The following is a 26,916-nucleotide window of genomic DNA, read 5'->3' as shown; positions in this document are numbered from 1 at the left end:
ATTACAGACTTAGTATATTTTTTGTACGTACATTTGTCAATCTAGAATATAATATGTTCATATAAATATCACAACGATATTTCTGTCCGTTTTCTCTTAAATGCTTATAATAAAAGGTATTTGTATAACATAAAATCTAAAGAAAAAAATTATAATTACTTGTTCATTTTCACGAAAATAAGGCGAAATCTTTTCATTCATTGAAAGCCATGATAAAATATGTCCACACAAATCATTCAATTAAAAAAAATTAGAATGCGAACAACTATGAAAGAAGTGAGTGAAATGAAACCAAAGTATAAGGTCATCATTAATGATATAAAAAGTAAAATCCTTTCAGGAGTTTACAGGGTAGGGGAACAAATTCCTACTGAATCCGCCATACAAGAAGAGTACAAAGTCAGCCGGCACACTGTTCGAAAGGCCATTTTAGAGCTGGCGAACGAGGGGTTTTTAAGAAGTGAAAAAGGGTCTGGCACTTATGTAAGTAACCAGTATCAATCAAAACCTGGAGGGAATTCCAATAATAAAATAATCGGTGTAATTACAACCTACATTTCAGATTACATTTTCCCCTCAATTATTCGCGGAATTGAAGGGAGATTGAATGAGGCTAATTATTCGTTACTATTAGCTAGTACAAATAATGATGTCGAACAAGAAAAAAAAGCTTTGGAAATGATGTTGTCATTTGGCGTAGATGGTTTAATTGTTGAACCTACGAAAAGTAATCTATACAATCCTAATATTGCTTACTATTTATCGTTTAAGGAACAGGATATTCCTTTCATCATGATCAATGCTTATTATGAAGAATTAGATGTTCCTTTTCTTTGTCTCGATGATGTGCAGTCAAGCTATCTCGCAACAAAAGAATTAATATCAAAAGGACATACACAAATTGGTCTCATTTCAAAAATGGATGATTTACAAGGAAAGTATCGAATGAAGGGGTATATAAAAGCGCTTGGTGAAGCCAAATTACGATTTCAACCAGAGCATGTGCTTTCGTACAATACAGAGACGAAGCTGGATCTATACACAAACCTGAAGAAGTTTCTAAATGAAAAGAGAGACGTGTTGACTGCAATTGTTTGCTATAACGACGAAGTAGGGTTGGAAGTAGCAAATGTATGCAGACAACTTAATATTTCTGTCCCGGACAAATTGTCAATTATTGGTCAGGACAATTCGTATATTGCCAAAAATGCGAATATCAAACTAACAACATTGACACATCCTCAAGAACAAATGGGACACGATGCAGCTGATTGGGTCATCAAGAAATTGCAGGGAAAGAAGGATTTACCAAACGAAACCTACTATCAGCCTGTGTTAATTGAAGGTGAAACCATAAAAGAGTTAGAAATACAATAAAGGAAAACCCAGTCCATGTTCACTAAAGGCGTGAACACGGGCTGGGTTGTTTTACTCTGTTATCAATTAAGCAGCAGAGAACTTTCATGTATTTGACGCTTACTCCAAAAAGAAAGCGAAAATCTCACCGATACGGGAAAAAGCTTGTATCACAAGAAAGTAGCCTAGTGTTTACAAATGAACCTGTTTAAGGTTTATCTGGCATGCTTTTTTCTGCAGCACTCTTCGTTATCTTGCAGAATGGCTCTATTCTTGATGGGCATGTGGTGATAGGAGGTCGATTTCACTCTCGTTCATGTTTGCTGATCCATACATCCGTTACTTCCCCTGCCTCATCTTCGTCGATGATGAAAGAACCGTTGCTGTACCGGTCATGAAGCTTGATATCTTTGACAAGCAGCTCCTCTGTGATGCCTTTTTCGGTTTGAAGCGTGATTTGAGCATGATATGAGCATGCGAGCAGCCCGGTGATGCGGTGAGGTTTTTTCTTTAGTTCCCTCAGCATGAGAACCCCTCGTTTCGCCCGTGACGTTTTTTCAAATTCGGTGCGGTTCATCCGCTTAATAGATCCGCGCTGGGTCACGAGCACAAGCACATCCGATTCCTCTAAAACCTGCCCGCTGGCGACAAAGTCGCCGTCTTTCAAATTGACGCCTTTGACACCGGCCGCCCTTGCGCCGACGACGCTGACCTCATCTTCTGAGAACCACAGACCGTAGCCGGAATGTGTCGCGATAAACAAATCTTTCGTTCCGTCCGTTACATGAACATCGACCACTTCATCGTCGCCTTTTAAGTTAAGAGCGACCAGTGCTTTTGAATAGCGCTGTGCTTTATACTGCATCAGCTGAGTTCTTTTCGCCATTCCGTTTTTCGTAAAGAACAGCAGGTATTCAGATTCGGTAAACTCTCTGACAGGGATCGCCTTGACGATGGATTCATCGCTGTCGATCGATATGATATTCGTGATGTGCTGACCCAAGTCTTTCCATCTGATATCAGGAAGCTGGTGAACCGGACAATACACATAGCTCCCTTTACTTGTAAACAAGAGCAGTACGTCTGTCGTATTCATTTCCAATTGACAGAGCAGACGGTCGGTATCTTTCATGCCGAAGTCCTGGCCGTTTGATGCAGCAAAAGACCGCTGGCTCGTTCGTTTAATATAACCGTCTTTCGTCACGGTCACATAAACGTCTTCAGACGCCACCATCACTTCAAGATTGATTTTGATTTCTTCAATTTTCTCCTCGATGACAGAGCGCCTTTGACCGGCATAGGTTTTTTTCACCTTTTTCAAGCTGTCTTTGATCACTTTCAAGAGTTTCTTGTCATTGGAAAGGATCTCTTCCAGCTCTTTGATCTTCTGGCCGAGTTCTTTTGCTTCTTCCTGGAGAGCCGTAATATCTGTGTTTGTCAGCCTGTATAGCTGCAATGAAACGATCGCTTCAGCCTGCGGCTCTGTAAATGCGAACTTTTCGATCAGATTGTTTTTGGCATCGCGCTTGTCATTGGAGGAGCGGATCGTCGCAATGACTTCATCCAAAATGGACAGTGCCTTCATCAATCCTTCTACGATATGATGCCTTTCCTTCGCTTTTTTCAGCTCATACTGAGAACGGTTGGTGATGACTTCTTTTTGGTGGCCGATATAAGCGTCCAAAATCGATGTGAGATTCATCAGCATCGGTCGTCTGTTATGAATAGCCACCATGTTAAAGTTGTACGGAATCTGCAAATCCGAGTTTTTGTACAAGAAATTTAAAATGCCTTGTGCATCCGCTTCTTTTTTCAGCTCAATCACGATTCTGAGTCCTGTCCGGTCGGTCTCGTCACGGACTTCGGAAATCCCTTCGACCTTCCGTTCAATCCTGAATTCGTCCATTTTTTTCACTAAATTCGCTTTGTTGACTTCAAACGGGATTTCAGTAATGACAATTTGCTGGCGGCCGCCTCTGATGGTTTCGATCTCGGCTTTGCCCCTGATGATGATTTTACCTTTTCCGGTTTCATAGGCTTTTTTTATGCCCTCTTTCCCCTGAATGATTCCTCCGGTCGGAAAGTCCGGTCCTTTTACGAGCTCCATGAGGTCATCCACACTGCAGTTCGGCGAGTCAATCCGCCTTATCACGGCATCGATCACTTCCCCGAGATGATGCGGCGGAATGTCAGTCGCATACCCGGCGGAAATCCCTGTCGATCCGTTGACAAGCAGGTTCGGGAACATCGCCGGAAGGACGACGGGCTCCTTGCTTGTATCATCAAAGTTTGGCACAAACTCGACCGTTTCTTTGTCAATATCTCGCAAAAGCTCTGAAGCGATCGCTGCGAGCCTTGCTTCTGTATAACGCATCGCAGCCGGCGGATCACCGTCGATGCTTCCGTTGTTACCGTGCATTTCAACCAGCACGTTGCGAACCTTCCAGTCCTGGCTCATCCGCACCATCGCTTCGTAAACCGAACTGTCTCCGTGAGGATGATAGTTCCCGATTACATTACCGACCGTTTTTGCGGCCTTGCGGAAATTCTTATCGTGCGTGTTCCCTTCCGCATGCATGGCGTATAGGATTCTTCTTTGAACAGGCTTCAGGCCGTCCCTGGCGTCAGGGAGCGCCCGATCCTGAATAATGTATTTGCTGTATCGGCCGAAACGGTCGCCGATCACGTCTTCCAATGGTAAATCATGATAAATCTCTGGCTGTGCCATTTATTTAAACCTCCTCAGCGACCGATAAATTCTCGTTTTCTAAAATGTTGCTTTCTTCATCAAGTCCGAAGGCGACGTTTTTCTCAATCCATTTTCTTCTCGGCTCAACTTTGTCGCCCATCAATGTCGTTACGCGCCTTTCCACACGGGCTGCGTCATCGATTTTAACCCTGACAAGCGTCCTTGATTCGGGGTTCATTGTCGTTTCCCAAAGCTGGTCAGCGTTCATTTCGCCGAGACCTTTATAGCGCTGAATCGTATATCCTTTTCCGACTTTTTTGAGGACGTCGTCCATTTCTTCATCAGACCAAGCATATTCAATGATTTCTTTTTTGCCCGATCCTTTGCTGACTTTATAGAGCGGCGGCAGCGCGATAAACACTTTTCCGTGCTCGATCAGCGGCTTCATATAGCGGTAGAAAAAAGTCAGGAGCAGCACTTGGATATGAGCGCCGTCTGTATCCGCATCTGTCATGATGATGACTTTGTCGTAATTGATATCCTCAATGTCAAAATCGGCGCCGACCCCACCGCCGATCGCGTGAATGATCGTATTGATCTCTTCATTTTTAAAAATATCGGCCAGCTTCGCTTTTTCCGTATTGATAACCTTTCCGCGCAGCGGCAGGACAGCCTGGAATTTCCGGTCTCTTCCCTGCTTTGCTGATCCTCCGGCAGAGTCACCCTCCACGAGATACAATTCGTTTTTGGACGGATTCCTTGATTGTGCAGGCGTCAGCTTGCCGGAGAGCGTCGCTTCGGATTTCTTTCTTTTCTTTCCGCTTCTTGCCTCTTCTCTTGCTTTTCTCGCAGCTTCTCTTGCCTGGGAGGCTTTAATCGCTTTTTTGACGAGCAATGTTGCCGTTTCCCTGTTTTCTTCAAGGAAATATGCGAGCTGCTCGGAGACGATCGCATCAACGGCTGACCTTGCTTCACTCGTGCCGAGCTTTCCTTTTGTCTGTCCTTCAAATTGAAGAAGCTCTTCTGGTATCCGGACGGAAACGATTGCTGACAGGCCTTCCCGGATGTCCGTTCCTTCAAGGTTTTTGTCCTTTTCTTTTAAAAGGGCCACCTTTCTCGCATATTCGTTGAATGCTCTCGTCATCGCTGTTTTCGCACCGGACTCATGGGTTCCTCCGTCCTTTGTTCTGACATTATTGACGAATGACAGGATGTTTTCGGAATAGCCGTCATTAAATTGAAACGCGAAATCTACCTCGATGCCGTTGTGCTCCCCTTCAAATGAGACCACTTCAGAAAGCGCGTCTTTCTCCTCATTTAAATAAGCGACAAAAGCTTCGATTCCGTTTTCGTATAAAAACGTTTCTTTTGTTTGATCGCGTTCATCGATCAATTCGATTTTTAATCCTTTTAACAAAAAGGCTGATTCTCTCAGACGCTCTGAAAGCGTTTCAAAGTTAAATGTCGTTGTGCTGAACATCGTAGGATCAGGCTTGAAATGAATCAGGGTGCCGGTCTTTTTGGTCGTTCCGATTTTATCAAGGGATGTCACCGGTTTGCCGCCGTTTTCAAAACGCTGCCTGTAAACATTTCCATCCCGCTCAATCGTGACTGTCAGCCACTCGGACAGGGCGTTTACAACGGATGCACCGACGCCGTGCAGCCCCCCGCTCGTTTTATAGCCGCCTTGGCCGAACTTTCCTCCGGCATGCAGCACTGTCAAAATAATTTCGGGAGTCGGTTTGCCGAGCTTATGCATTCCTGTTGGCATTCCCCGGCCTCTGTCTTGCACCGATATGCTGTTATCTTTATGTATCTTTACTATAATATGATTCCCATGGCCCGCAAGGACTTCATCGACGGAATTATCGACGATTTCATATACGAGATGGTGCAGACCCCGGCTGTCTGTCGAACCGATGTACATACCGGGGCGTTTTCTGACCGCTTCAAGGCCTTCGAGCACCTGTATGGAATCATCATTATAGTCAACTTGCTGTTTCTTAACCAAATGCATAAACCCCTTTCAAAAATCAAACATTGCTTATAAAGAATAATACACACTCTGTCATGTAAAGCAAAGTATTATCCGATTCTTTTCCAATCGCTTCAAGCATTGTCGGGAACATGTTAAAATGAAAGCCGCTTTTTTGCACAGCCGTCATTTTACACGATTCGTCCCCTAGAGGACAAGGCTTTCCCACCAGCAATTGGAAAATCATTCTTAAAAAAACTGTCCAAGACTTATTGTAGCCGTTTTTCACAGCAATTCGCAAACATATTCTCGCATAAAAAAGACAAAAACCCTTGAAAAAACAAGGATTTTTGTCTTTTTTATGCCGATTTTGTTAACGCGTGTGCCACTTTTATACACAAATCCATAATCACCGTATAGCCTTTTTCGCTCAGAAGCCGATAAGCTTCTTCGTTTACAAGCCCCTGCTGCGCCCAAAACACATCTGCGTCAATCTCCAGGAATTCCTTTGCGACATCGGGCAGATGTTCGGATCTTCTGAACACATTGACTATATCGACATGTCCTTCAATGTCTTTTAATGATGCCACAGCCTTGACGCCCAGCGCCTCATCTATGGACGGATTGACAGGGATGATGTCATATCCCGCGTCCTGCATCGCTTTTGATACCATGTACGATGTTCTTTCAGGATTGTCGGACAGGCCGACTACCGCGATTCGTTTGCTGTTTTCAAGAATGCTTTTGATTTCCTGTTTAGAAGGGTTTTCCATGGCGATCACTCCTTTTACGTTCAGTTTACACGAAAACAAAGGCGATAATCAAAATTTTCATATGATTAGGACGCATTATCTTGTATGATATATACGGTACTTCTAAAGAAAAGCCGTCATGAAAGGCGCCTCTCATGTTAAAATAAAGAGAAGGGATCATCTAAAAAGGAGAAATGAAATGTTAATTGCTTTATTATTTGTTTTAGCCTATCTACTCGGCAGCATTCCGTCCGGCTTAATTGTCGGAAAGGCCGCCAAAGGAATCGACATCAGGGAACACGGCAGCGGCAATCTTGGCGCCACCAATGCATTCCGGACACTTGGGGTGAAAGCCGGCTCCATCGTGGTGGCTGCGGATATTTTGAAAGGGACGCTCGCCGCCTTTCTGCCCGCCATCCTCCACATCGGCGTACACCCTTTGTTGGCCGGTGTAGCCGCAGTCATCGGGCATATGTTCCCTGTGTTCGCAAAATTTAAAGGCGGAAAAGCTGTCGCCACTTCCGGAGGCGTATTGCTTTGCTATCAGCCTTTTCTGTTTCTCACAATGATTGCGGTGTTCTTTCTGTTTTTGTATATCACAAAATATGTATCGCTTTCTTCCATTTTAACCGGCTTGTATACAACGGTTTACAGCCTGTTTACGAAAGATCTTTTATTGGTGGCAGTCGTCGCCTTTCTAACGGCGTTTGTCGTATACAGACACAGGACGAACATTAAACGCATTATGGATAAAACCGAGCCTAAAATCAAGTGGATGTCCGGCAAAAAATGAGCCTGTCCGAAAAACATTATATTTTCATGATCGGACAAAATCGTTATATACTATAAATAGATTCAGCATGCTTTGAAACAAATGATGAAGGAGTGCTTGCCCGTGAATTTGAAAATTAATGAAGAGGCGCTTAAATGGTATAAGGACGAGCTTGATTTAAAAGAAGGAGATCAGGTTCGCTTCTTTGTCCGCTACGGAGGCTGCAGCAATGTTCAAAAAGGCTTCTCCCTTGGGGTTTCAAAAGATGAGCCGCAGCAAATCGGTGTGAGCGCGGAAAAAGACGGCATTACGTTTTTCGTTGAAGAAAGCGATGTTTGGTATTTCGACGGTCATGATCTGCTTGTCACCTATAACGAATCTTCGGAAGAGCCTGTTTTTGAATATCAGTAAAAAAGAGCATTTTTTTTAGCTTGCAGAGAAACTCTTGTTTTTCTGCAAGCTTTTTTATTTTTCATCTTAATTAAAGTACCGAAAAAAGCCTTCCAACACACAGACTGGGTGTGCGGCACATGCACACCGTGCGCTGCGTACACCTCACGAATAACTGAGTGAGTATAGATTCTGTATATCTAAAATGCAGTTCGTCTAAAATAAAGCGGCAAGGATTTTCCCATTCTTAAAGATTTTTACATACTCTTCTATTATACAGAGTCATTGACATCGAGGTGTTTGGACATGGTTTACGGTGTGATAACCTTTATTTTGCTAGCTGTTTTTCTGATCTTTTATTTAACGGACCGAAGAAGGATCATCAACGGTTTTTTATTCAATCTATTTTTTTGTTCATTTCTTGTTCTATCCTACTATCTGGCATACGTTGTCGGAATCGGATTTTTCAGATTGTTCGTCATTGTACCGCTGCTGATCTTTTTCTTTATCCTAACGTTTGGTCTATTTGCTTTAATGATCGGGTTATTTCTGAATGCGAGAATTCTTATCAAAAGAGAAGGACGACGATTGTCTAATTGTTTGACTTTAATTTCCGGGTTAGGCATTATCATATTTTTCCTATTATCAGTGATTGACCCCGCTCGTTTTTTATCGCCAAATGTTCAGCCATTGTTTGCGGGATCATCGCTTATTACCGTCTATTTCTTTTTTCATTTAACAAACTTCTTAACAGCTTATTTTCTATATCAATTTAACAGACCGAAACTTAATCAGGATTACATCATCGTTCTCGGAAGTGGATTAATTAACGATACAGTACCCCCGCTTTTAGCAAGCAGGATCAATAAGGCTGTCGATTTTTATTGGAAACAGACAGCTGTTGCTTCTCCGCCGAAAATCATTTTCTCCGGCGGGCAAGGACCTGATGAAAATCTTTCTGAAGCCGAAGCTATGCAAAGATATGCTTTAAAAAAAGGGATACCTGGAGAGCACACTTTGAAAGAAGACCGTTCTGTCAATACATATCAAAATATGCTTTTCTCCAAACAACTGATGGACTCATTAACAGACGGCAAATATAACAGCATCTTCACAACAAGCAATTTCCATCTGTTCCGTGCCAGCCTATATGCAAAACGAGCGGGCTTGAAAAGCGATGGCATCGGTTCAAAAACCGCTTTTTATTATTGGCCGAACGCCATGATCCGTGAATATATCGCTGTGGTTGTGATGAATCGTAAACGGCATAGCATTGTCGTAGGAACTATATTGGGTTTTTCTATACTTTTGACCGCATTTAATTTTTTCATTGATTAAAACGTCAAACATGCGTCTTGAGATTTTGGTTTGTCCGGATGGCACCAACAAGAATGCTATTGTTGGAAGTCTCAATGGATTATGATAGGTATTTTCGAAGGACATCTTCACCAGAAAGATGTCTTTTTGCTTGGAAAATATAATTTCACTACACCGATGATTCAAATATCTTTTTAATAGTCGGCATAACAGCGATTGATAGAATGGAAAACGCTTTTATCTGCAACAAGCCACAACTGAAAAGTGATTTTCTCAAATGCTAAAGCCTCAATTGACCCTTATCAGATCTAATGGTGAACAGATTCTTTTTTTTCTCAATGCTGCTCCCTGCTTCAAGTAGCTGTTTTTTTGGTGCGCTTGAACTTTAAATGCTTACAACAGTGAAAGGAATATGTAAGATAAATCAATAGTTTCGTTTGGAGGTTTTATATATGATGGGTTCGAGGTGATAAATAATGAAATGGTTTTTAGGGATTTTAACGGTAGGACTGATGATTTTGGCCGGGGGCTACTTTTTATATTCCGGATATTATTCAACGGAAGATTATTACGTCAAAATTACAACAGATCCAAAAGTCGTGAAAGAAACAACAAGTGATGGATACACATATATAAATTATAACTATGATGTTACAGGTTATGATAAAGATGGAAAACCCAAAAACCTAAAACTCTCTTCTCAGGAAAAAATGCAGAAAGGTCAGTATTATATTATTCATTGGGAAGACAGAAGGGAAATCATATCCAGCAAAGAAAAAGCAAGCGAGAAGCAAATAGATCAGGACATTCTGCACAAATTAAACAATCAAAGTGAATGAGCCGCTCACTCTGCTCCCTAAAATTTCTTGTTTTAGGGACTTTTTTATGAAAAATAAAATGACTTCGGCCTTATCAAGGGATGAAAAACACTGAGGTACGACATCATTGAAACTAAAGATATCGTTCGGTCTTTTTCTCCTTCAATTTTTGCTCATCAGGATGAAACAAGCAAGAACAATGCTTGCTTGTTTCAAGGGTGTCCGGGTTTCTCTAGAACACCGGATGATTCGAGCCTGAAACGCTTGATATGGCTTGAGAGCTTTTCTTGTTTTAAAATCTCGATCTGCTTCTCTCCCAATAAATCAAAGTGAGGAAATTTGCTTCTTTTATGGATCCACTCTTTTTTCAGTCCGTACTGTTTGCCCCACTCTGCAAGCTTATCAATGTTGCCGCATCCTGCTTTTGTCACGGTATTGACATCCGGATACCTGTCATCGAGCCAGTAATGCGTGAGGAACGCAACTTCGCCGTTTAAAACGGCGCGCTTCCATTCGTTCAGCTCGTTTCTTTTAATACCGAACGCCATTACTTTTTGGCCTCTTCATAAGCTTCATGCCACTTTGGATAAAGCTTACGGAACTGAACCGGTTTGAAGCTGTCCCCGTCAACGCAAATATGGGACGATGTGGCCTTCACAGCGGTCTCACCAGCGGAATTGAAGATTTCATACCCATATACCGTTTTAAAGCCGTTATATTCTTCAATCCATGTATGTACCGTCGCGGTTTCACCGTAGCGAAGAGGTTTGACGTAGCGGACATTGATATCCACGACAGGTGACAGGATGCCGTCTTTCTCCATTTCGGCGTAAGAGAAGCCGAGTTCTTTAATTAAAGCCGTCCGTCCTACCTCCATCCAAATCAAATAATTAGCGTGATAGACGACGCCCATTTGGTCTGTTTCGGCATAGCGGACTTCTATTTCTTTTTTTGAGACGTACAAATTCCCTCTACTCCCTTTTCACAATGTATATAATCCAATTTTAGCATATACAATGGGCAAAAACACGACAGACGGCTTCATGCAAAAAACCAGGTCGCCCTGGTTTATTGGTGATATCCGTTTTCGCGGTCTTCCGCCTCGTCATGGATTTCATTGCGCATCGCCTCAATGCTTTCATTTCGGCGTTGATTTTTTTCGCGGATCTGCTCCTGTTCCGCCTCGTTGGCAAAAGACAGCTGCTCTTCAGACTCCTCGATATTTTCGATTGTGTTCTGCACCATGTCTTGAAGCTTCTCCACGTTGTCTGATCTGTCATCCGGATGATGTTTTTGGTGTGTCATGCGGGTCTCTGCCTCCTTTTCTTCTTTACTCGCCTTTTGTCTGCATAATGATCGGCGTTTCTCCTGATTTATCATGCATCTTTTTTCCTTTGTTGCGCTTATATTCTACCGGTTTTGTCCCAAGATGGCTCGGGGCAAATTTAGACTGTTTGTCATGTTCCCTCGGCATGTCTATCCCTCCTTTTCAGCATTAGGATTCTCAAAAAGGAGCGTAAACATGAATCGATTTTTAAAAAGTCACTTCAGCTTAAATTTCTCTTCAAGCTTATCTTCCAGCCGATCAAGAAACTCCTGGTTGGTCATGAGCTCCTTTTTGTTTTCCAAAACAAGTTCTTCAAATGTCCGCCTTTTCGCTTTTTTCATGTTGAATCACCTCCAGCTTGTTTTCATTTTCACCATTTTTTGGGCAATATAAGCAAAAAAGCCGGGATTTTTTATAATCCCAGCTTTTCTTCCATATGCTTTTTCGACATCGTCCCAAGGACGATATCTTTAATGATTCCGTTTTCATCAATAATAAATGTCGTCGGATACGAAAATATCTCGTATTTCGCATTGATGCCCGTTCGGTCTAAGACGATGGGGAAATGTAAACCGTGCCTTTCGGCAAACGTTTTGACCGACTCTTCGTTTTTCTCGGAAGAGGTAAAGTTGACGGCCAAAACAGCAATGTCCTGATTTTCGTTTTGGAGTTCTTCCATTGCAGGCATTTCTGTTTCACACGGTTTACACCAGGTCGCCCAAAAATTTAACAGCACTTTTTTTCCTTTAAAGTCTGATAAAGATACATCGTTTCCATCCTTTAAAGACGGAAGCGTAAAATCAGGCGCCTTGTCTCCTTTCGCAATACCGATTTCGGCTTCCTTTTGCCCTGTAAAGTTCCATACCGCAAGACCGGCCAAAACGAAAAGAAACGCGGCAGCCAGCAATTTTTTCATCATCGGCATCCTCCAGTTCAGGATCACGCTGAAAAAAGAAGAGAAAGCTAAAGGCTCTCTCTCCTCATTCAATTACTGTTTCATTTTATTGCGGAGCACCATTTGCAGGATTCCGCCGTGACGGTAATAATCGATTTCCACTTCGCTGTCAAAGCGGACAACAGCTTCAAACGACTTGACTGTGCCGTCTTCGGCAATCGCTTTGACTTGAACGAGATCGCGCGGGCGCACCGTCTCACTCACATCAACTTCAATCGTTTCTTTCCCGGTCAAACCGAGCGTTTCAGCGTTTTCTCCCTCTTTAAATTGAAGCGGAAGAACGCCCATCAGCACAAGGTTGCTTCTGTGAATTCTTTCAAAGCTTTCTGCAATGACGGTTTTGATGCCGAGCAGATTTGTTCCTTTTGCCGCCCAGTCGCGGGAAGAACCCATTCCGTAGTCTTTTCCGGCAATGACGACCAGACCTGTGCCGTCTTCTTTATACTTCATGCAGGCATCATAGATGGACATTACTTCTCCGGTCGGCCAATACGTTGTAAAACCGCCTTCTGTACCCGGAGCGATCTGGTTTTTGATTCTGATGTTGGCGAATGTTCCCCTCATCATGACTTCATGGTTTCCGCGTCTTGAACCATATGAGTTGAAGTCTCTAGGAGAAACGCCTTTTTCCTGCAGATATTTTCCGGCCGGCGTGTCTTTTCCGATCGCTCCCGCAGGAGAAATATGGTCAGTCGTGACAGAATCTCCGAATTTGCCGACAATGCGCAAGCCTTTAAGCGGTTCAACCGTACCAGGCTCAACTGACATGTTTTCAAAGAACGGCGGGTTTTGAATGTAAGTGGACTCTTCATCCCATTTATACAGGGCTTCATCCGTTGTTTCAATCGCATTCCAGCGTTCATTGTCATCAAACACGCGCTCGTATTCTTTTCTGAACAGCTCAGGAGTAACGGTTTGCTTCACGACGGAGTTGATTTCGTCCATCGTCGGCCAAATATCGTTGAAGTACACGTTTTGACCGTCTTTTCCAACGCCGATCGGTTCGTTTTTCAAGTCAATATCTACCGTGCCCGCCAATGCATAGGCCACGACAAGCGGCGGAGACGCCAGGTAGTTTCCTTTGACAAGCGGATGAATCCGGCCTTCAAAGTTACGGTTTCCGGAAAGGACAGACGTAATCAGCAGGTCGTTTTCGGCAACCGCTTTTTCGATTTCAGGCGCAAGCGGTCCGGAGTTCCCGATACATGTCGTACAGCCGTATCCGACGATGTTAAATCCAAGCTCGCGCATATACGGAAGCAGGCCTGAATTGACTAAGTAGCCTGTTACGACTTTTGAACCCGGAGCCAGGGATGTTTTCACATAGTTCGGTACTTTCAATCCCAGTTCAACCGCTTTTTTAGCGACAAGGCCCGCACCGATTAAGACATAAGGGTTTGATGTATTTGTGCAGCTGGTAATCGCCGCAATTGCGATCGCACCCGTTTTCATGACGGCTTCTTCGCCGTTTTCAAGCTTAAATTTGATTTCTTTGTCAGCCTCACTCGCGTTTAAACCGAATCCCTGGTTCCCCGCAGGGCTTGCCAAATGCTTGTGGAACGTCTCTTTCATGTCAGTCAGCGGAATGAGATCCTGAGGACGCTTCGGACCTGAAAGATTCGCTTCAACTTTTGACAAGTCAATTTCAACGATATCGGTAAATACGGGGTCTTCCTGATCAGGCGTGTAGAACAATCCGTTTTGACGGCAATATTCTTTCACCACATTGATATGTTCTTCATCACGGCCTGTTAAACGCATGTATTCCAATGCTTCCTCATCAACAGGGAAGAAACCGCAAGTCGCGCCGTATTCAGGAGCCATATTTGCGATTGTCGCACGGTCTGCAAGCGGAAGTTCTGCAACACCCGGTCCGAAGAATTCGACGAACTTTCCGACCACGCCTTTTTCACGCAGCACCTGTGTTACTTTAAGCGCCAAGTCCGTAGCCGTCGTGCCGTTCGGCAGCTTTCCGACAAGCTTCGCTCCGATTACTTCAGGTACAGGGAAATATGAAGGCTGGCCGAGCATGCCCGCTTCAGCTTCAATTCCGCCGACGCCCCAGCCGAGAACGCCAATTCCGTTGATCATCGTTGTATGGGAGTCAGTACCGACAAGCGTGTCAGGATAAGCGACAATCTCGCCATCTTCTTCCACAGCATGGACAACGTTTGCCAAATACTCAAGGTTCACCTGGTGAACAATACCTGTAGCAGGGGGAACAGCCTGATAGTTATTAAACGCTTTCTTAGCCCAGCTTAAAAATTTGTAACGCTCTGCATTTCGTTGGAATTCAAGGTCCATATTAACAGTCAATGCATCTTCCGTACCCGCTTTGTCGACTTGTACGGAGTGGTCGATGACAAGGTCTACCGGTATTTCAGGATTGATTTTATCTGGATCTCCGCCGACTGAAGCCATCGCTTTTCTTAATGAAGCAAGGTCTACAACGGCTGGAACGCCGGTAAAGTCCTGCAAAATAACGCGGGATGGTTTGAAAGGAACGTCAATATCCTTTAATTCGGCAGTGCCCCATTTTGCCAAGTTTTCAACGTGTTCCTTTGTAATGACTCTCCCGTCTACTTGACGAAGAACGGATTCGAGCAAAACTTTAATGGAATAAGGCAGTTTTGATACGTTTCCGATTCCTTGATCCTCTAATGCTTTTAAAGAATAATAGCTGTACGTTTTGCCTTGTACTGTAAACGTTTTTCTTGATTGAAAAGCGTCTTTTTTTGCGACTTGTTGCTGATTCGCCATTTCTCCAAAATCCCCCTTTAAAGATCAAGATCATACGCCAGAAAAATCGGCATATTTCACCACAATTTTCTCACAATTTAATCTTAAAACAATTTTAAACATAAGTAAATATCAATGTTTTTATTAAATTCAATAAGAATGCCTTATATACGGAAAAAAGTTTATTTTACTGGAAATACATTTTTTTATACAATACACCCGCTAAGGCTATACTACAGTCTGAGGTGATCGAAATTGGCCAAACGAAAAGCAAATCATGTCATCAACGGAATGAACAATGCTAAACGCCAAGGAAACGGCGCGGGATACATCGAAGATGACCAGCATATTCTCACTGAGGCGGAACGCCAAAACAACAAAAAACGGAAGACCAATCAATAAACACTAAAAATCCTTCATGAATGGCTTAGGAGGCTAAGACATTGACAAATAAAAACGACGGCAAAGATATGCGCAAAAACGCACCTAAAGGAGCTCAGCCTGGGCAGCCAGAGCCCTTGAGCGGAAGCAAAAAAGTTAAAAACCGGAACCATACGAGACAAAAACATAATTCCAGTCACGATATGTAATATTTTCCGCGTCTTTCACGGCGCGGTTTTTACTTTAACTCCTGGCGATGTAACCCCCTTCGAATCACCTCCTTCACATGAATTCACAGCTGTGCATAATCTAACGGTAAGGCTAGGTATGGAGGAATGATCAAATGACAAATGCAAAACGTTTCGATTCCGCAGATTTTGACAAAGAATGGATGAAACAGTTTGTTGACGACCCTTTTCTCCTCTATGATGAGACTTTACCGATTGACCTTTATGAAACGAGCACTGAATATATAATCGAAGCAGATTTAAGCCGCTTGAATGCCCGGCACCTTGACATGACGTTTTCCGGCTACGATTTCAAGCTTGCGGTTAAAACCGATGAACAGCATTACGAAAAATCGCTGATGCTTCCTTTCTTTTTGAATGACAAACAGATCGAAGCGGAATGCGAAAACAGCATTCTTGCAGTTAAAATCAATAAGGAAGCAAGCCAAGATGAAGTTTCGCTTTCATTTCATATTCCTTTTATATCATACATGCACAACAAGCAGAACCCGGACAGCGCTTAAAACACTTTGCCATCCGGGTTTTTTCCGTTCGTTCGTCAAATATCCGCTAGCAATTCTCTATGGCCGATTAGGGAATTGCTATACAATAGATTATGTTCTAGCATCTCTTTTGATCAGGCCGGTGTCCCATTTTATATTATTTTTTCTATGTTCTTCTAAAACGCCTTCATGTAAAATAGGTTATAGACAAAGGAGTGATGAGAGATGCTGGAAGGATGGTTTTTATGGCTGATGCTCGCTTGGATCGTCATCATGATCGTCCTCTTGTCAATCGGCGGTTTTTTCATGTTTCGCAAATTTTTAAAAAGGCTGCCTAAAGAAGATGGGAAATCTGAGCTGGACTGGCAGGATTATTATATTGAACGAACAAGGCATTTGTGGAATGACGAAGAAAAAGAACTGCTTGAAGAATTGGTTTCTCCCGTACCCGAACTGTTTCGCGATGTAGCAAAAGCGAAAATCGCCGGAAAGATCGGAGAGCTCGCATTGAAGGAAAAAGCAGGCGCAATCGACCGGGATTTAATCGTCAGAGGCTATATTATGGCCACACCGAAAAGAGACCATAAGTTCCTCGTGAAGCGTTTAAAAGAAAAGAACATTGATCACTCTTCATATCAAGAGCTTTTTAAATAAACAAAACCTTTCCTGAAAGAAGGAAAGGTTTTGTTTTAATTGACCTGTATGTGATTTGACGCTTCAATCTGGCTTGAAAGCTTTCTGAACGATAAAAACATGGCAATCCGCCAAGGAACGATCATCCCGAAAGCCAAAATCCAAAACATTCCGCTCAGTGCGCCGTAATCGATCGTTGTGCTTAATATGCTCTTCATCACGATCCGGATAACGAGCAGCGCAATTAAAATAAACACAAACGATTTGGAGCGTTTAATATAGATTTTATCATCGCGGATTTCAAATTTTGAGGTTTTAATTAAGAAAATAGAAAAGATCATGCCCACTGTGAGAGCTTCCAAAAATTCGGCACCGGTCACGTGGAACATCGGAAATAAAAACATGAGAGCACCGGTGCTCATAAAAATCGGAGGCAGTATAATTTTTTTGGCCGTAGCCGGTTTTTCAGATGACTTGATTCTGACAGCCATGACAATGACGGCCATCACGACGGCAAGTATAGATGAAACGACGATCATCATACATATCATCCCTTTTTCTAAAGCTAATTTCTCTACTTGTTACTATACTCCAAAACGAAGAAAAAAACCATGTTCAGGTTTTCAGCTGCAAGGATTTCCGAGCACGTGGCGGATCGCTTCGACGACTTTCGTCTCCTCGAAAGGCTTGACGATAAAGTCCTTGGCTCCGGCTTCGATCGCTTCAACAACGATTCGCTTTTGCCGCATGGCCGTACACATGATCACTTTCACCTTCGGGTTCAGCTGGATCATGTCCTTTAAAGCTTCAATCCCGTTTTTCACAGGCATCGTAATATCCATGATAACCAAGTCCGGCTGCAGCTCTTGATAAAGCAAAACAGCTTCTTCCCCGTTCCCGGCTTCACCCGCGACTTGCAAGTCTTCTGTTTCAAGTATTTCTCTGATTTTATCTCTCATAAATTTTGCATCATCAACAATTAAAACCCTTGTCATACTCCCCTCCAACATCATTATTCAATTTTGCTGTGAATAAGTCCTATTGTAACAAAAAACCAAGGCGGTCCTTAGCCAGGTTTCTAAAAGCCTCTGAAATCGCCGAACAGGCCTGACAGTACGATAATGATTTTCGTCATCCAGTCAAAGAACAGCAGGATTCCGACTACAATCATTGCAATTCCGCCGATCTTCATGATGATGAGCTGATGCTTCCGAAGCCATTTCATCTTTGTAATGAAAAAAGACAGGAGCAGAAACGGCAGACTGAATCCGAGCGCATAAAGCACCATATAAGGCACAGCCGACATCGGGTTCGTTCCGGCGAGTGTGATGACCGCTGCAAGAATCGGACCGGTGCAGGGCGTCCAGCCGGCGGCAAATGCCATTCCGATTCCGACAGAACCGAGCAGGCCGCCGGGCCTGTTTTTAAAATGGAGGCGCCTTTCTTTCATTAAAAACTCAGGCTTAAAAACCCCCAGTGTGACAAATCCGAAAAAGATGATAAATACCGCGCCAAGCTGCCTGATGAGCTGATGATAATCCTTAAAAAAGGACCCGACAAGCGATGTGCTGTAGCCGAGAGCCACAAAGATCATCGAAAAGCCAATCAGGAAAAAGATCGTATGTACCAGGCTCCTTTTTTGAAACATAAGTCTGTCAGAATGGATTTCACTCATGCTGACACCTGTAATATATGATAAAAAAGCGGGATACAGCGGCAGGCAGCATGGCGAAATAAACGATAGAAACCCTGCACCGAAAGCGAGAATATAGTTGATATCAGCCATCTCTTTCTCCCTTCTATTTTTTGGAATACCATGAAAGAAAATCATTAGATATGACAATTACATTTCAATTTCCTAACATATCACAAAAAAGGATGTTGGTTTCACGAATTTCTTTATATAATCGATTTTGACAATTTACCCTTATCACCTTCAGAATTGAAAAGGAACCTATATATGGATATAATAACATTTAGTAGGCAACAAAAAGATGATTTTTACAGAAGAAAGGATAAATTCCTGTGATGAAAGAAAATTTGCTTCATGAAATTGAGGAAAAAAGAAAAGAGCTGCTAAAAATCGTCATGACAAACGGCATGACTTCACATATCACCATTCAGCACAGCCAGCAGCTGGATATCCTTCTTTTGGAATACCAAAAACGATCTCTCGGAAATACACAATAATCATAGATCAAAATAAAAAACCCGGAAGCGGGTTTTTTATTTTATAACCATGTTCCTTCTATGTCATAATCGCATTCGTATTATTTCGTTTGATTTTCCATGGCTTTCATCATTTGATTAATTTTCTTCTGGGATGGTTTCATACCCATCTGCATCATCATCATGCGCAGCATTTGTTCATTAATTGGCGGATTTTTTTTCAAATAGTTCATCATATATTTACGAGCAATAAAAAATCCGAGTGCAACACCTGCGAGCAATGCTAAAACGCCCACTAGGATGACAACCCACAAATCCATTTAATTTCCTCCTTCATGTTGTCTCGTATAAAGTGTACTAAACCAAACGCTATTATACAACATTTACAGTCCAAATTCTTTTTTTTATACAAAATTTCTTTCTTTCACAGGGTTCAGCCAGCCGTAACGTTTCATATTAAAATCCATCGCAAGGAAACACGGACTTACTTTCCGCAAAACCTCAAAGAAAACCGTTTCGGCATCGAATGGACCCTTCGCCAAAATCTCAATATGACGGTCTTTGATAATAAAAGAAGCACTTCCTTTTGGAACAATCAATCTGTATACATAGTCAACTTGTGTATAGTCTTCCCGGCAGAGGTTCATTTTCATTCTTTTGTGTATATGGGCTGCGGGAATCGGTTTTGTAATGAACTCGATCTGCTTGGCGGCTAATTGAGACTTTTGATCGGGGCTCGTCCAATGATAATCGTAAAACAGCTTGAACATGACAGACTCTCTTCCAAAATAATGGCTGGCAAATTCCTCTTCTATCAAATACGTATAATAATGGCGTTCCATCACTGTCTCATCCCCCTGTTTCGAAGAATATATGCTTTCTATTATACAAAAGGGGGTTAGAAATAATTGTCTGATGATGATAAAAGAAGCGACTAATTTTGTCGAAATGAAAAAAAGAGAATGACCCGCAGATCATTCTCTTTCATATACCCGATTAGCGATTTAACAGCTTTTTCACCCGATCAACTACATTCGCAGGCGTAAAACCGTATTCTTTCATGATCGTTTCGCCGGGAGCTGAAGCACCGAAATGGTCAATTCCGAGAATGTCCCCGTCAGTGCCGGTATATCTTTCCCATCCGAGCGGCGATCCCATTTCAATTGCGAGACGCTTTGTCACATCAGTTGGAAGAACAGCGTTTTTATATTCGGCCGGCTGCTTGTCGAAACGATCCCAAGACGGAACGCTGACAACGGATACGTCAATGCCTTCTTTTTTCAGCTCGCTTTGTGCGTCAAGCGCAAGGCCAACTTCAGATCCGCTCGCAAGCAAGATCGCTTCCGGTTTTTCGTTTTGGCTTTTCGAAACGACATATCCACCTTTTTCAACGCCTTCATAAGCTGCTTCAGCAGACTGATCGATTGTCGGCAAGTTTTGGCGTGTCAACACAAGCGCAGTCGGCTGATTTTTTGATTGAAGCGCCAGTTTCCAGGCTGCTGCTGTTTCATTTCCGTCTGCAGGTCTGATGACGGACAAGTTCGGCATCGCACGTAGTGATGCCAGCTGTTCAATCGGCTCATGAGTCGGTCCGTCTTCTCCGACGGCAATGCTGTCATGTGTAAACACATATGTGACAGGAAGCCCCATTAATGCCGCAAGACGGATCGCAGGTCTCAGGTAGTCGGAGAAAACGAAGAACGTTCCGCCGAATACGCGAAGGCCTCCGTGGAGAGCCATTCCGTTCAAAGCTGCTCCCATCGCAAATTCCCGTACACCGAACCAGATATTTCTGCCGGCGTAATCTTTCGCTGAAAAATCTCCGCCGTTTTTGATTGTCGTTTTGTTGGAGCCGGCCAAGTCAGCGGATCCGCCAAAGAAAAACGGCACTTGTTGAGCGATTCCGTTTAACACTTCCCCTGAGGATGCACGCGAAGCAAGGCTGCTTCCTTTCTCATACGCAGGTACTTTCTGATCCCAACCTTCAGGAAGTTCGCCCTTCATCGCAAGTTCAAGCTCTTCGGCAAGTTCCGGGTGGGCTTTCTTGTATGCGGAGAACAGCTCGTTCCATTCCGCCTCTTTTTTCTTGCCCGCTTCCTTCACTGTTTCGTTAAAGTGTTCGTACACTTCGGAAGGGACATGAAAATCTTCTTCGTATGTCCACTCATACGCTTCCTTCGTTAATTTCGCCTCTTCTGAGCCGAGCGGAGCGCCGTGAACGCCGGATGTTCCCGCGCGGTTTGGAGAGCCGAAACCGATCGTTGTTTTCACTTCAATTAATGTCGGCTGCTTTTCATTTTGTTTCGCTTTCTCGACGGCCGCCGTAATTTCGGCAATGTTATTGCCGTCTTCAACATAAAGCACTTCCCAATTCATCGCTTCAAAACGCTGCTTCACATTTTCAGAGAATGAGCGGTTTAATTCACCGTCAAGCGAAATGTCATTTGAATCATAAAGCACGATGAGACGGCCGAGTTTCAAATGTCCCGCAAGCGAAGCCGCTTCCGATGAAATTCCCTCCATCAAGTCTCCGTCACCGCAAATGCTGTATGTATAATGGTCAACGACGCGATAGTCGTCACGGTTGTAAGTTTCCGCAAGGTGACGTTCAGCAAGCGCCATTCCGACAGCCATTCCGATTCCTTGGCCAAGCGGGCCTGTAGTCGCATCTACACCCGGAGTATGTCCGAATTCCGGATGTCCAGGCGTTTTGCTTCCCCATTGGCGGAAATTCTTGAGGTCTTCAATTGAAACGTCATACCCGCTTAAGTGAAGCATGCTGTACAGAAGCATTGATCCGTGACCGGCAGACAGCACAAAACGGTCCCTGTTAAACCAATTCGGATTTTCAGGGCTGACATTCATCATTTTTGTCCAAAGCGCATAAGCCATCGGAGCAGTCCCCATCGGCATGCCCGGGTGACCGGATTTAGCTTTTTCAATCGCGTCTATGGAGAGTGTTCGTATTGTTGCGACAGATTTTAATTCAATCGTTTTCATTATGATCCCCTTCCTGTATGGACTCTACTTTCTTATCATAAATCTACCCATCGGTTTTCACAACCATTTCAGCTCAAAAGCAGTGAAAAATGACGAATCTTTGCCTTCATTTTAAATTGTAGTATATACAAAAAGGGAATACGATATCGGCGTATTCCCTAAATTAATGCAATCGGCGGTTTCTTTTTTCCTGTTTGAGCTTTTCAGGCGTCACATCGTTACCTTCAGGGTCAACAATCGTCACAGTTTTCAACGTGTTTTTCATAGAGGCGCGGACGCCTTGAAGATATTCCTGGCGAAGCTTCTGCTGTTCTGCTTTTTCTTCGTCTGTTAAAGATCCGCTCTTTGCTTTTTTGGCAAGCTCGTTAATTCTGGCTATTTTTTCATTAGAAATCATAAGATACTCCTTTGATTCGGTATATATCCATCATACTACTAAATCCGCTTTCGTTTGACAACAGATTAGTCTGCAAGGCCGTCCTTATACTCCTGGTAGCGGCGGTGAACGGTTGCTTTTGAAATGCTGTATCCGAACCCTCTCAACACGGCTGCAATCTCCGCAAACGTCAGCTTGTTCTCCCTGAGCCTGACGATTTCTGAAAGAGGCGCTTCGATCCTCTCTCTCCCGCCGCCTTCATTGCGGTGTTTCAGATTCCTCTCCGGGCGGTAGCCGTTTTCGACCGCCTTCTTCATTCCCCGCTTAATCTTCAGGTTATGTATTTTCCGCTGGTATTCTTCGACAATGCCGACAATCTCCAAAACCATCGAATCCGCTTCGGAAAGCTCAAGCTTTCCCCGGTGAGCCAGCGTGTAGATTTGAACGCCTTCTTTATATAAACAGTGAAGAAGGGCAATTTTGGCATTCCCTCTTCCAAGCCGCGTATCATCCTGTATTAAAACCGCGTCAATGTCTGATGTTTTGATTTCCTCGAGCAGATCGAAGACGCCGTCGCGGTCCATCTCATATCCGCTCGCCTGCTCGGAGATGACATTCACGACGTTCATTCCGTGCTCAGCGGCAAGCGACTGCAGCTCTTCAGCCTGCCGTTTTAATGAGGTTTCCTGCTGCTCCTTCGCAGTGCTTACCCTGGTGTAAATAATCGCATTCATGGAAATCCCCTCAATCTTTTATTCTACAACTGCAAGCTGATATTGATCGGAGTGCTGTTTGGCTACCGGCAGGACCAAAACATCGCCCGGTTTAATGACGGAGGTCGGCAGATTGTTTTTATCGGCGACCCATTCGATGAATTTTTGTTTGTCAGCGGGTTTTCCGCCTTTGATCCGGTCGGCCAGCTCCCACAATGTATCGCCTTCCTGCACTTCTATTTTAACATATTGCTTTCTTTCTTCGATTTTACCGGCAAAAGACACAAACAGAATACAGCAGCTGATCACAGCAGTAAACAGACTGACAAAAATCAATGATTCTCTTTTCATATCCATCACCCCAGAATGTTTGTTCGGTTTTATGATTTCAGTATACATACGAACAAATGTTTCTGTCAATCGTTTTTTTCGAACCTATGTTTGTACTCAAAGGAAAAACATGCTATAATCTAGCTAAAATCGACGTTTTGAGGTGCAAAAAATGACGAAGCTATCAAAAAGACAACTTGATATTTTGCGTTTCATTAAAGAAGAAGTGAAACGCAAAGGCTATCCGCCTTCCGTCAGGGAGATCGGAGAAGCGGTCGGCCTGGCGTCAAGTTCAACGGTACACGGCCACTTGGCAAGGCTTGAAACGAAGGGATTGATCAGAAGGGATCCGACGAAGCCGAGAGCGATCGAAATTCTCGATACAGAGGAAGAAATTCACATTCCGAAAAACCAGGTTGTCAATGTCCCGGTCATCGGAAAGGTGACGGCCGGTACGCCGATTACCGCAGTCGAAAACATTGAGGAATACTTTCCGCTTCCTGACCGCCTGGCGCCGCCGGATGAGCATGTCTTTATGCTGGAGATCATGGGCGAAAGCATGATCGATGCCGGAATTCTTGATCAGGATTATGTGATAGTCAAACAGCAGAACACCGCAAACAACGGAGATATCGTCGTTGCGATGACCGAAGACGACGAAGCGACTGTTAAGCGGTTTTTCAAGGAAGAAACCCATATCCGCCTTCAGCCGGAAAACCCGACGATGGAACCGATCATCCTCCAGAATGTGACGATTCTCGGAAAAGTCATCGGCGTATTCCGCACTGTTCATTAAAAAACGGACTCATCAGCAAAACCGCCGGTCGGCGGTTTTTTTTTCGCACGAAAAAACAGGCTCACATCCATACGGCAATGAAGGATGTGAGCCTGAAACAGAGGGATTGATCATATGCTTACATTGCCATTATCCCCCAAAATGGTTTTCTTGTCAACAAAAATGTTTCCCGGAGGAAACATTTTTTTTCGTTGTCTCCCTTTTATTGAACGATAAACAAAATTCTCGTCCCGTCAGCGTAACCGCTCAGCCTGTTCCCGACCCAGGAACCGGCTCCGCGGTTATCCGATGAGCTGACATATCTGACCGACGCTCCTTTTCCCCCTTCTTCACACATGGCCATCGGCCATTCGTCACGGTCAAAGCCCGGCTTGGTCGGAATCCCCTTTAATGATTCCTGACGGCGCTTATCCGCCCCCGATCTTTCAATTGTGCAGACATCTGCATGGCCCGCTTTGATCGCGTCGCTTATATGAGCGCCGGTTTCAGGATAGCGCGATGCCGGAAAATACAATACGTCATCATACCTTGCAGCGCCTTCGGCATGCTGAGGAGAATATGCAGCCCCTCCCGAAAGCCCAAGCAGCACCAATGCGGAAAACAGCAGATGAACCGCCCATTTTTTGATCATGACAAAAACAACCTCCTCTTGTATATGCTGGTGTCACTAACAGATTAAGAGAGAATTGTTTTTGCTTTTCTGGCTCTTTGTGAAAAAGACGTTTAGATTGTGTAAATAAACGTTTATTCTTCTATGATCAAGTTAAATGCTCGGTCATAGCCGTGAATGAATTCATCGATAGCGAGCTTTTTTAAACTGCACGTGCTTTTGCGTCCGCTCTAAGCGTAAACACGGCTGCCGTCAGTAAACATGCGGCAGCCAGATACGCAAATTTCCTAGAAAATAATTCATTCACACAACAAAAAAACAGGCGGCAAATCCGCCTGTTCATACGGCAACTTCAAATGTCAGCTTGTCGCCGTGCTTATAGTCAATTAATTTAAAATCATCGATTGTAAAGTCATAAAAGTTTTTGATGTCCGGGTTGATCCACAGCTTCGGCGCTTCATACTGCTCGCGTTTCATCTGAATGTTTAAATTGTCGATGTGACGGGTATAGATGTGGCAGTCACCGATATTAAAGATGTATTCGCCCAGCTCATAACCGAGAACCTGAGCGATCATGCGCTGCAAGACGTTATATTGGAACACATTGAACGGGTTGCCAAGCGCCATGTCATTGCTTCTCGCTCTTACTTCCAAAGAAAGCTTTCCTTCCTTCACATACCATTGCGTCTCATAGACGCAGGGCGTCAAGGCCATGCCGTCCAAGTCATCGGGATTCCACAGCATAGTCAAATGCCTGCGTGAAGACGGGTTATGCTTTAACTGATGGAGCAAATAATCCACTTGATCGGCTTTCTGACCGTTAACCGTTCTGTTTTTCTTCCCTAATTGATAGCCGTAGGCTGCTCCGATTGTGCCGTCTTCAAGCCGCCATTGATCCCAAATATGAACCCCCATATCGTTCAGAACTTGAACATCATTGGATTTCATCTGCCAGATCCAAAGCAGCTCTTTGATGGCCGTTTTCCACGCCACCTTCTTCGTCGTCAAAATCGGCACTTCCGAATTGTCAAACCGCATTTTTTCGCTCATGATGCTCAACGTATGAGCCGGCGTTCCGTCTGAATCCCACTTCGTCCGGACCTGATATTCTTCATCGGAGATCCCTGATTCAATAATTTTTTGAATGATTGCATTGTATTGCTGGTCATAATGGCTCATCTTATCCTCTCCTCTTTCCACATGATATGTATAAAATGAGTTTTTTTCAAGGTTTAAGATCATGCGCGGGTTTGATAAATCTCCAACGCTTTCTTGATAACATTTTTATCGTATCCAGTGACATCATGGATTTTCTCAGTCCAGCCTTCGATTGTGTCCGGCTTCGTTTCTCTGTATAATCCTTTGCTCGTGCTAAGATAGATGTCCCAGCCGCTGAATTCCCAATGCGCGATTTCATGTTGAAACGGAACTCTGCATTCCAGTAATGGCACAGGCTTCAATGCCGCTTGCGAGTAGTCAGCCGCCTCCCATAAAACGGACATCTCAACAGGCTCTGTAGAGTAGACTTGAGTTGACACCTTTCCGTTCGGCCGATGGTAAAGGACCTTAACTCCGCCGGCTGTCGGCTTGACTTGAATTTGTGCTGCCGGGAAAAAACCGTCCAGCTTTTCACTGGTATAATCTTCACATTCGCAGTCGATCAGAATCGGCTGCAGCCATTGGTCTCCCAGATCACACAAAAAGCGCCGTCCTCTTTCATCAAGCGCGATGACTGCGGCATGCGCACGTTCTGTTTTGAACGAACGGCCGATCGGAAAAGCTTCCACTCCGTCTTTTGTAAACTCGTCCAGCAGCCAAATCGAAAGGTCAAAGCAATTGCCGGCAATGCCGTACTCATGGTGGTGTTCCTTCATCATCGATACGTTCCGCTGTTTCTGATCCCCTGCCTGATGATAAAACCATGCCTTTGTCAGCGTTTCCATCGGAAAAGCGTCGAATCTTCTCCACGTACGGAGAATGGCGTCCGGAGCAAACATCATCTTCCCTCCTGTCCAGAAGCGATTGTTAACACTATTATATACGGGCGCCCGAGACGAAAAAAATCCCTTAGCAAGGGATTTTTTCGTT

The 26,916-nt window shown here is 43.9% G+C and carries 33 protein-coding genes; 11 read left to right on the top strand and 22 right to left on the bottom strand.

Annotated elements, in window-relative coordinates; all coding sequences use genetic code 11:
* Positions 1 to 285 precede the first annotated feature (285 nt).
* A complete protein-coding gene (locus MHI30_RS10100) occupies positions 286 to 1,377 on the top strand; it encodes a GntR family transcriptional regulator (RefSeq protein WP_075754580.1) in 1,092 nt (363 codons plus the stop codon).
* A gap of 283 nt (positions 1,378 to 1,660) precedes the next feature.
* On the opposite strand, the gene parC is transcribed toward MHI30_RS10100, so the two are convergent.
* The 3 genes from parC to MHI30_RS10085 all read right to left on the bottom strand — a co-directional run bounded on the left by parC (position 1,661) and on the right by MHI30_RS10085 (position 6,793).
* Positions 1,661 to 4,084, bottom strand: coding sequence for a DNA topoisomerase IV subunit A (gene parC / locus MHI30_RS10095; RefSeq protein ID WP_075754578.1), 2,424 nt, complete (start codon positions 4,082 to 4,084; stop codon positions 1,661 to 1,663).
* Between the two features lie 4 nt (positions 4,085 to 4,088).
* On the bottom strand, positions 4,089 to 6,056 hold the full coding sequence (gene parE / locus MHI30_RS10090; protein ID WP_075754576.1) for a DNA topoisomerase IV subunit B: 1,968 nt from the start codon (positions 6,054 to 6,056) through the stop codon (positions 4,089 to 4,091).
* Positions 6,057 to 6,379: 323 nt separating this feature from the next.
* Entirely contained in the window at positions 6,380 to 6,793 is a 414-nt protein-coding gene (locus MHI30_RS10085) for a CoA-binding protein (RefSeq protein WP_075754574.1), read from the bottom strand.
* A 178-nt stretch (positions 6,794 to 6,971) separates the two neighbouring features.
* Between MHI30_RS10085 and plsY the strand changes: the two genes are divergently transcribed.
* From plsY to MHI30_RS10065, 4 genes are all read left to right on the top strand, one after another.
* Positions 6,972 to 7,565 (top strand): glycerol-3-phosphate 1-O-acyltransferase PlsY, encoded by a 594-nt coding sequence (gene plsY, locus MHI30_RS10080; RefSeq protein WP_025809960.1) that lies wholly within the window; start codon positions 6,972 to 6,974, stop codon positions 7,563 to 7,565.
* A 102-nt stretch (positions 7,566 to 7,667) separates the two neighbouring features.
* Positions 7,668 to 7,955, top strand: coding sequence for a HesB/YadR/YfhF family protein (locus MHI30_RS10075; RefSeq protein ID WP_020451611.1), 288 nt, complete (start codon positions 7,668 to 7,670; stop codon positions 7,953 to 7,955).
* A 285-nt stretch (positions 7,956 to 8,240) separates the two neighbouring features.
* Positions 8,241 to 9,272, top strand: a complete 1,032-nt coding sequence (locus MHI30_RS10070; RefSeq protein ID WP_075754572.1) for a YdcF family protein — start codon at positions 8,241 to 8,243, stop codon at positions 9,270 to 9,272.
* A 455-nt stretch (positions 9,273 to 9,727) separates the two neighbouring features.
* Positions 9,728 to 10,090 carry a YxeA family protein gene (locus tag MHI30_RS10065; RefSeq protein WP_075754570.1) on the top strand — a complete coding sequence of 121 codons (363 nt, stop codon included), beginning with the start codon at positions 9,728 to 9,730 and terminating at the stop codon, positions 10,088 to 10,090.
* Positions 10,091 to 10,281: 191 nt separating this feature from the next.
* Here the strand turns inward: MHI30_RS10065 and MHI30_RS10060 are convergent, their stop codons facing one another.
* From MHI30_RS10060 to acnA, 7 genes are all read right to left on the bottom strand, one after another.
* Entirely contained in the window at positions 10,282 to 10,617 is a 336-nt protein-coding gene (locus MHI30_RS10060; protein ID WP_059231077.1) for a hypothetical protein, read from the bottom strand.
* Entirely contained in the window at positions 10,617 to 11,033 is a 417-nt protein-coding gene (locus MHI30_RS10055) for a YbgC/FadM family acyl-CoA thioesterase (protein ID WP_020451607.1), read from the bottom strand. The genes MHI30_RS10060 and MHI30_RS10055 overlap by 1 nt, the downstream gene beginning before the upstream one ends.
* Before the next feature lie 104 nt (positions 11,034 to 11,137).
* Positions 11,138 to 11,374, bottom strand: a complete 237-nt coding sequence (gene tlp / locus MHI30_RS10050) for a small acid-soluble spore protein Tlp (RefSeq protein WP_075754568.1) — start codon at positions 11,372 to 11,374, stop codon at positions 11,138 to 11,140.
* Between the two features lie 25 nt (positions 11,375 to 11,399).
* Entirely contained in the window at positions 11,400 to 11,543 is a 144-nt protein-coding gene (locus MHI30_RS10045) for an acid-soluble spore protein N (protein WP_003182261.1), read from the bottom strand.
* A gap of 68 nt (positions 11,544 to 11,611) precedes the next feature.
* Positions 11,612 to 11,737, bottom strand: coding sequence for an FbpB family small basic protein (locus MHI30_RS10040; RefSeq protein WP_065643189.1), 126 nt, complete (start codon positions 11,735 to 11,737; stop codon positions 11,612 to 11,614).
* Positions 11,738 to 11,808: 71 nt separating this feature from the next.
* Positions 11,809 to 12,315 (bottom strand): redoxin domain-containing protein, encoded by a 507-nt coding sequence (locus MHI30_RS10035; RefSeq protein WP_075754566.1) that lies wholly within the window; start codon positions 12,313 to 12,315, stop codon positions 11,809 to 11,811.
* A 69-nt stretch (positions 12,316 to 12,384) separates the two neighbouring features.
* Positions 12,385 to 15,111 (bottom strand): aconitate hydratase AcnA, encoded by a 2,727-nt coding sequence (gene acnA, locus MHI30_RS10030; protein WP_059231069.1) that lies wholly within the window; start codon positions 15,109 to 15,111, stop codon positions 12,385 to 12,387.
* 234 nt (positions 15,112 to 15,345) lie between these two features.
* Between acnA and sspO the strand changes: the two genes are divergently transcribed.
* The 4 genes from sspO to MHI30_RS10010 all read left to right on the top strand — a co-directional run bounded on the left by sspO (position 15,346) and on the right by MHI30_RS10010 (position 16,855).
* Entirely contained in the window at positions 15,346 to 15,492 is a 147-nt protein-coding gene (sspO, locus tag MHI30_RS10025) for a small acid-soluble spore protein O (protein WP_020451603.1), read from the top strand.
* Positions 15,493 to 15,533: 41 nt separating this feature from the next.
* Complete coding sequence (locus MHI30_RS10020) at positions 15,534 to 15,680, top strand: small acid-soluble spore protein P (protein ID WP_003182250.1); 147 nt, start codon at positions 15,534 to 15,536, stop codon at positions 15,678 to 15,680.
* A 134-nt stretch (positions 15,681 to 15,814) separates the two neighbouring features.
* On the top strand, positions 15,815 to 16,222 hold the full coding sequence (locus MHI30_RS10015) for an Hsp20/alpha crystallin family protein (protein WP_075754564.1): 408 nt from the start codon (positions 15,815 to 15,817) through the stop codon (positions 16,220 to 16,222).
* Positions 16,223 to 16,426: 204 nt separating this feature from the next.
* Entirely contained in the window at positions 16,427 to 16,855 is a 429-nt protein-coding gene (locus MHI30_RS10010; RefSeq protein WP_059231064.1) for a DUF2621 family protein, read from the top strand.
* A 35-nt stretch (positions 16,856 to 16,890) separates the two neighbouring features.
* On the opposite strand, the gene MHI30_RS10005 is transcribed toward MHI30_RS10010, so the two are convergent.
* The 3 genes from MHI30_RS10005 to MHI30_RS09995 form a co-directional block, all read right to left on the bottom strand.
* Positions 16,891 to 17,385, bottom strand: a complete 495-nt coding sequence (locus tag MHI30_RS10005; protein ID WP_116758574.1) for a cytochrome c biogenesis protein CcdC — start codon at positions 17,383 to 17,385, stop codon at positions 16,891 to 16,893.
* A gap of 72 nt (positions 17,386 to 17,457) precedes the next feature.
* On the bottom strand, positions 17,458 to 17,829 hold the full coding sequence (locus MHI30_RS10000; RefSeq protein WP_020451599.1) for a response regulator: 372 nt from the start codon (positions 17,827 to 17,829) through the stop codon (positions 17,458 to 17,460).
* An 83-nt stretch (positions 17,830 to 17,912) separates the two neighbouring features.
* Entirely contained in the window at positions 17,913 to 18,620 is a 708-nt protein-coding gene (locus MHI30_RS09995; protein ID WP_059231061.1) for a cytochrome c biogenesis protein CcdA, read from the bottom strand.
* A 242-nt stretch (positions 18,621 to 18,862) separates the two neighbouring features.
* Here MHI30_RS09995 and MHI30_RS09990 point away from each other — a divergent pair, with 242 nt between their 5' ends.
* The gene (locus tag MHI30_RS09990; RefSeq protein WP_154495889.1) at positions 18,863 to 19,024 is read left to right on the top strand and encodes an aspartyl-phosphate phosphatase Spo0E family protein; all 162 of its coding nucleotides are present in this window, start codon (positions 18,863 to 18,865) and stop codon (positions 19,022 to 19,024) included.
* Between the two features lie 80 nt (positions 19,025 to 19,104).
* Here the strand turns inward: MHI30_RS09990 and MHI30_RS09985 are convergent, their stop codons facing one another.
* The 6 genes from MHI30_RS09985 to yneA all read right to left on the bottom strand — a co-directional run bounded on the left by MHI30_RS09985 (position 19,105) and on the right by yneA (position 23,443).
* Complete coding sequence (locus tag MHI30_RS09985; protein WP_003182236.1) at positions 19,105 to 19,323, bottom strand: YneF family protein; 219 nt, start codon at positions 19,321 to 19,323, stop codon at positions 19,105 to 19,107.
* Positions 19,324 to 19,407: 84 nt separating this feature from the next.
* Positions 19,408 to 19,845, bottom strand: coding sequence for a sporulation inhibitor of replication protein SirA (gene sirA / locus MHI30_RS09980; protein ID WP_003182234.1), 438 nt, complete (start codon positions 19,843 to 19,845; stop codon positions 19,408 to 19,410).
* A 154-nt stretch (positions 19,846 to 19,999) separates the two neighbouring features.
* Complete coding sequence (tkt, locus tag MHI30_RS09975) at positions 20,000 to 22,003, bottom strand: transketolase (protein ID WP_059231057.1); 2,004 nt, start codon at positions 22,001 to 22,003, stop codon at positions 20,000 to 20,002.
* A gap of 163 nt (positions 22,004 to 22,166) precedes the next feature.
* On the bottom strand, positions 22,167 to 22,400 hold the full coding sequence (locus MHI30_RS09970) for a DUF896 domain-containing protein (RefSeq protein WP_020451594.1): 234 nt from the start codon (positions 22,398 to 22,400) through the stop codon (positions 22,167 to 22,169).
* A 65-nt stretch (positions 22,401 to 22,465) separates the two neighbouring features.
* Positions 22,466 to 23,113, bottom strand: a complete 648-nt coding sequence (locus MHI30_RS09965; protein ID WP_020451593.1) for a recombinase family protein — start codon at positions 23,111 to 23,113, stop codon at positions 22,466 to 22,468.
* Positions 23,114 to 23,131: 18 nt separating this feature from the next.
* A complete protein-coding gene (gene yneA, locus MHI30_RS09960) occupies positions 23,132 to 23,443 on the bottom strand; it encodes a cell division suppressor protein YneA (protein ID WP_020451592.1) in 312 nt (103 codons plus the stop codon).
* A gap of 151 nt (positions 23,444 to 23,594) precedes the next feature.
* Between yneA and lexA the strand changes: the two genes are divergently transcribed.
* Positions 23,595 to 24,218, top strand: a complete 624-nt coding sequence (lexA, locus tag MHI30_RS09955) for a transcriptional repressor LexA (RefSeq protein WP_020451591.1) — start codon at positions 23,595 to 23,597, stop codon at positions 24,216 to 24,218.
* 202 nt (positions 24,219 to 24,420) lie between these two features.
* Here lexA and MHI30_RS09950 read toward each other — a convergent pair whose 3' ends face one another.
* The 3 genes from MHI30_RS09950 to MHI30_RS09940 form a co-directional block, all read right to left on the bottom strand.
* Positions 24,421 to 24,849, bottom strand: a complete 429-nt coding sequence (locus MHI30_RS09950) for a NucA/NucB deoxyribonuclease domain-containing protein (RefSeq protein ID WP_075754562.1) — start codon at positions 24,847 to 24,849, stop codon at positions 24,421 to 24,423.
* A 318-nt stretch (positions 24,850 to 25,167) separates the two neighbouring features.
* Positions 25,168 to 26,007 carry a thymidylate synthase gene (locus MHI30_RS09945; RefSeq protein ID WP_059231154.1) on the bottom strand — a complete coding sequence of 280 codons (840 nt, stop codon included), beginning with the start codon at positions 26,005 to 26,007 and terminating at the stop codon, positions 25,168 to 25,170.
* Between the two features lie 59 nt (positions 26,008 to 26,066).
* Positions 26,067 to 26,828 (bottom strand): hypothetical protein, encoded by a 762-nt coding sequence (locus MHI30_RS09940; protein WP_075754560.1) that lies wholly within the window; start codon positions 26,826 to 26,828, stop codon positions 26,067 to 26,069.
* Positions 26,829 to 26,916 lie beyond the last annotated feature (88 nt).

It is taken from the genome of Bacillus sp. FSL L8-0528, assembly GCF_038593085.1.
In the GTDB taxonomy this organism is placed as follows: Bacteria; Bacillota; Bacilli; order Bacillales; family Bacillaceae; genus Bacillus; species Bacillus paralicheniformis.
The sequence above is the reverse complement of the archived record's forward strand: the minus strand, read 5'-3'. Positions and strand labels throughout refer to the sequence as shown.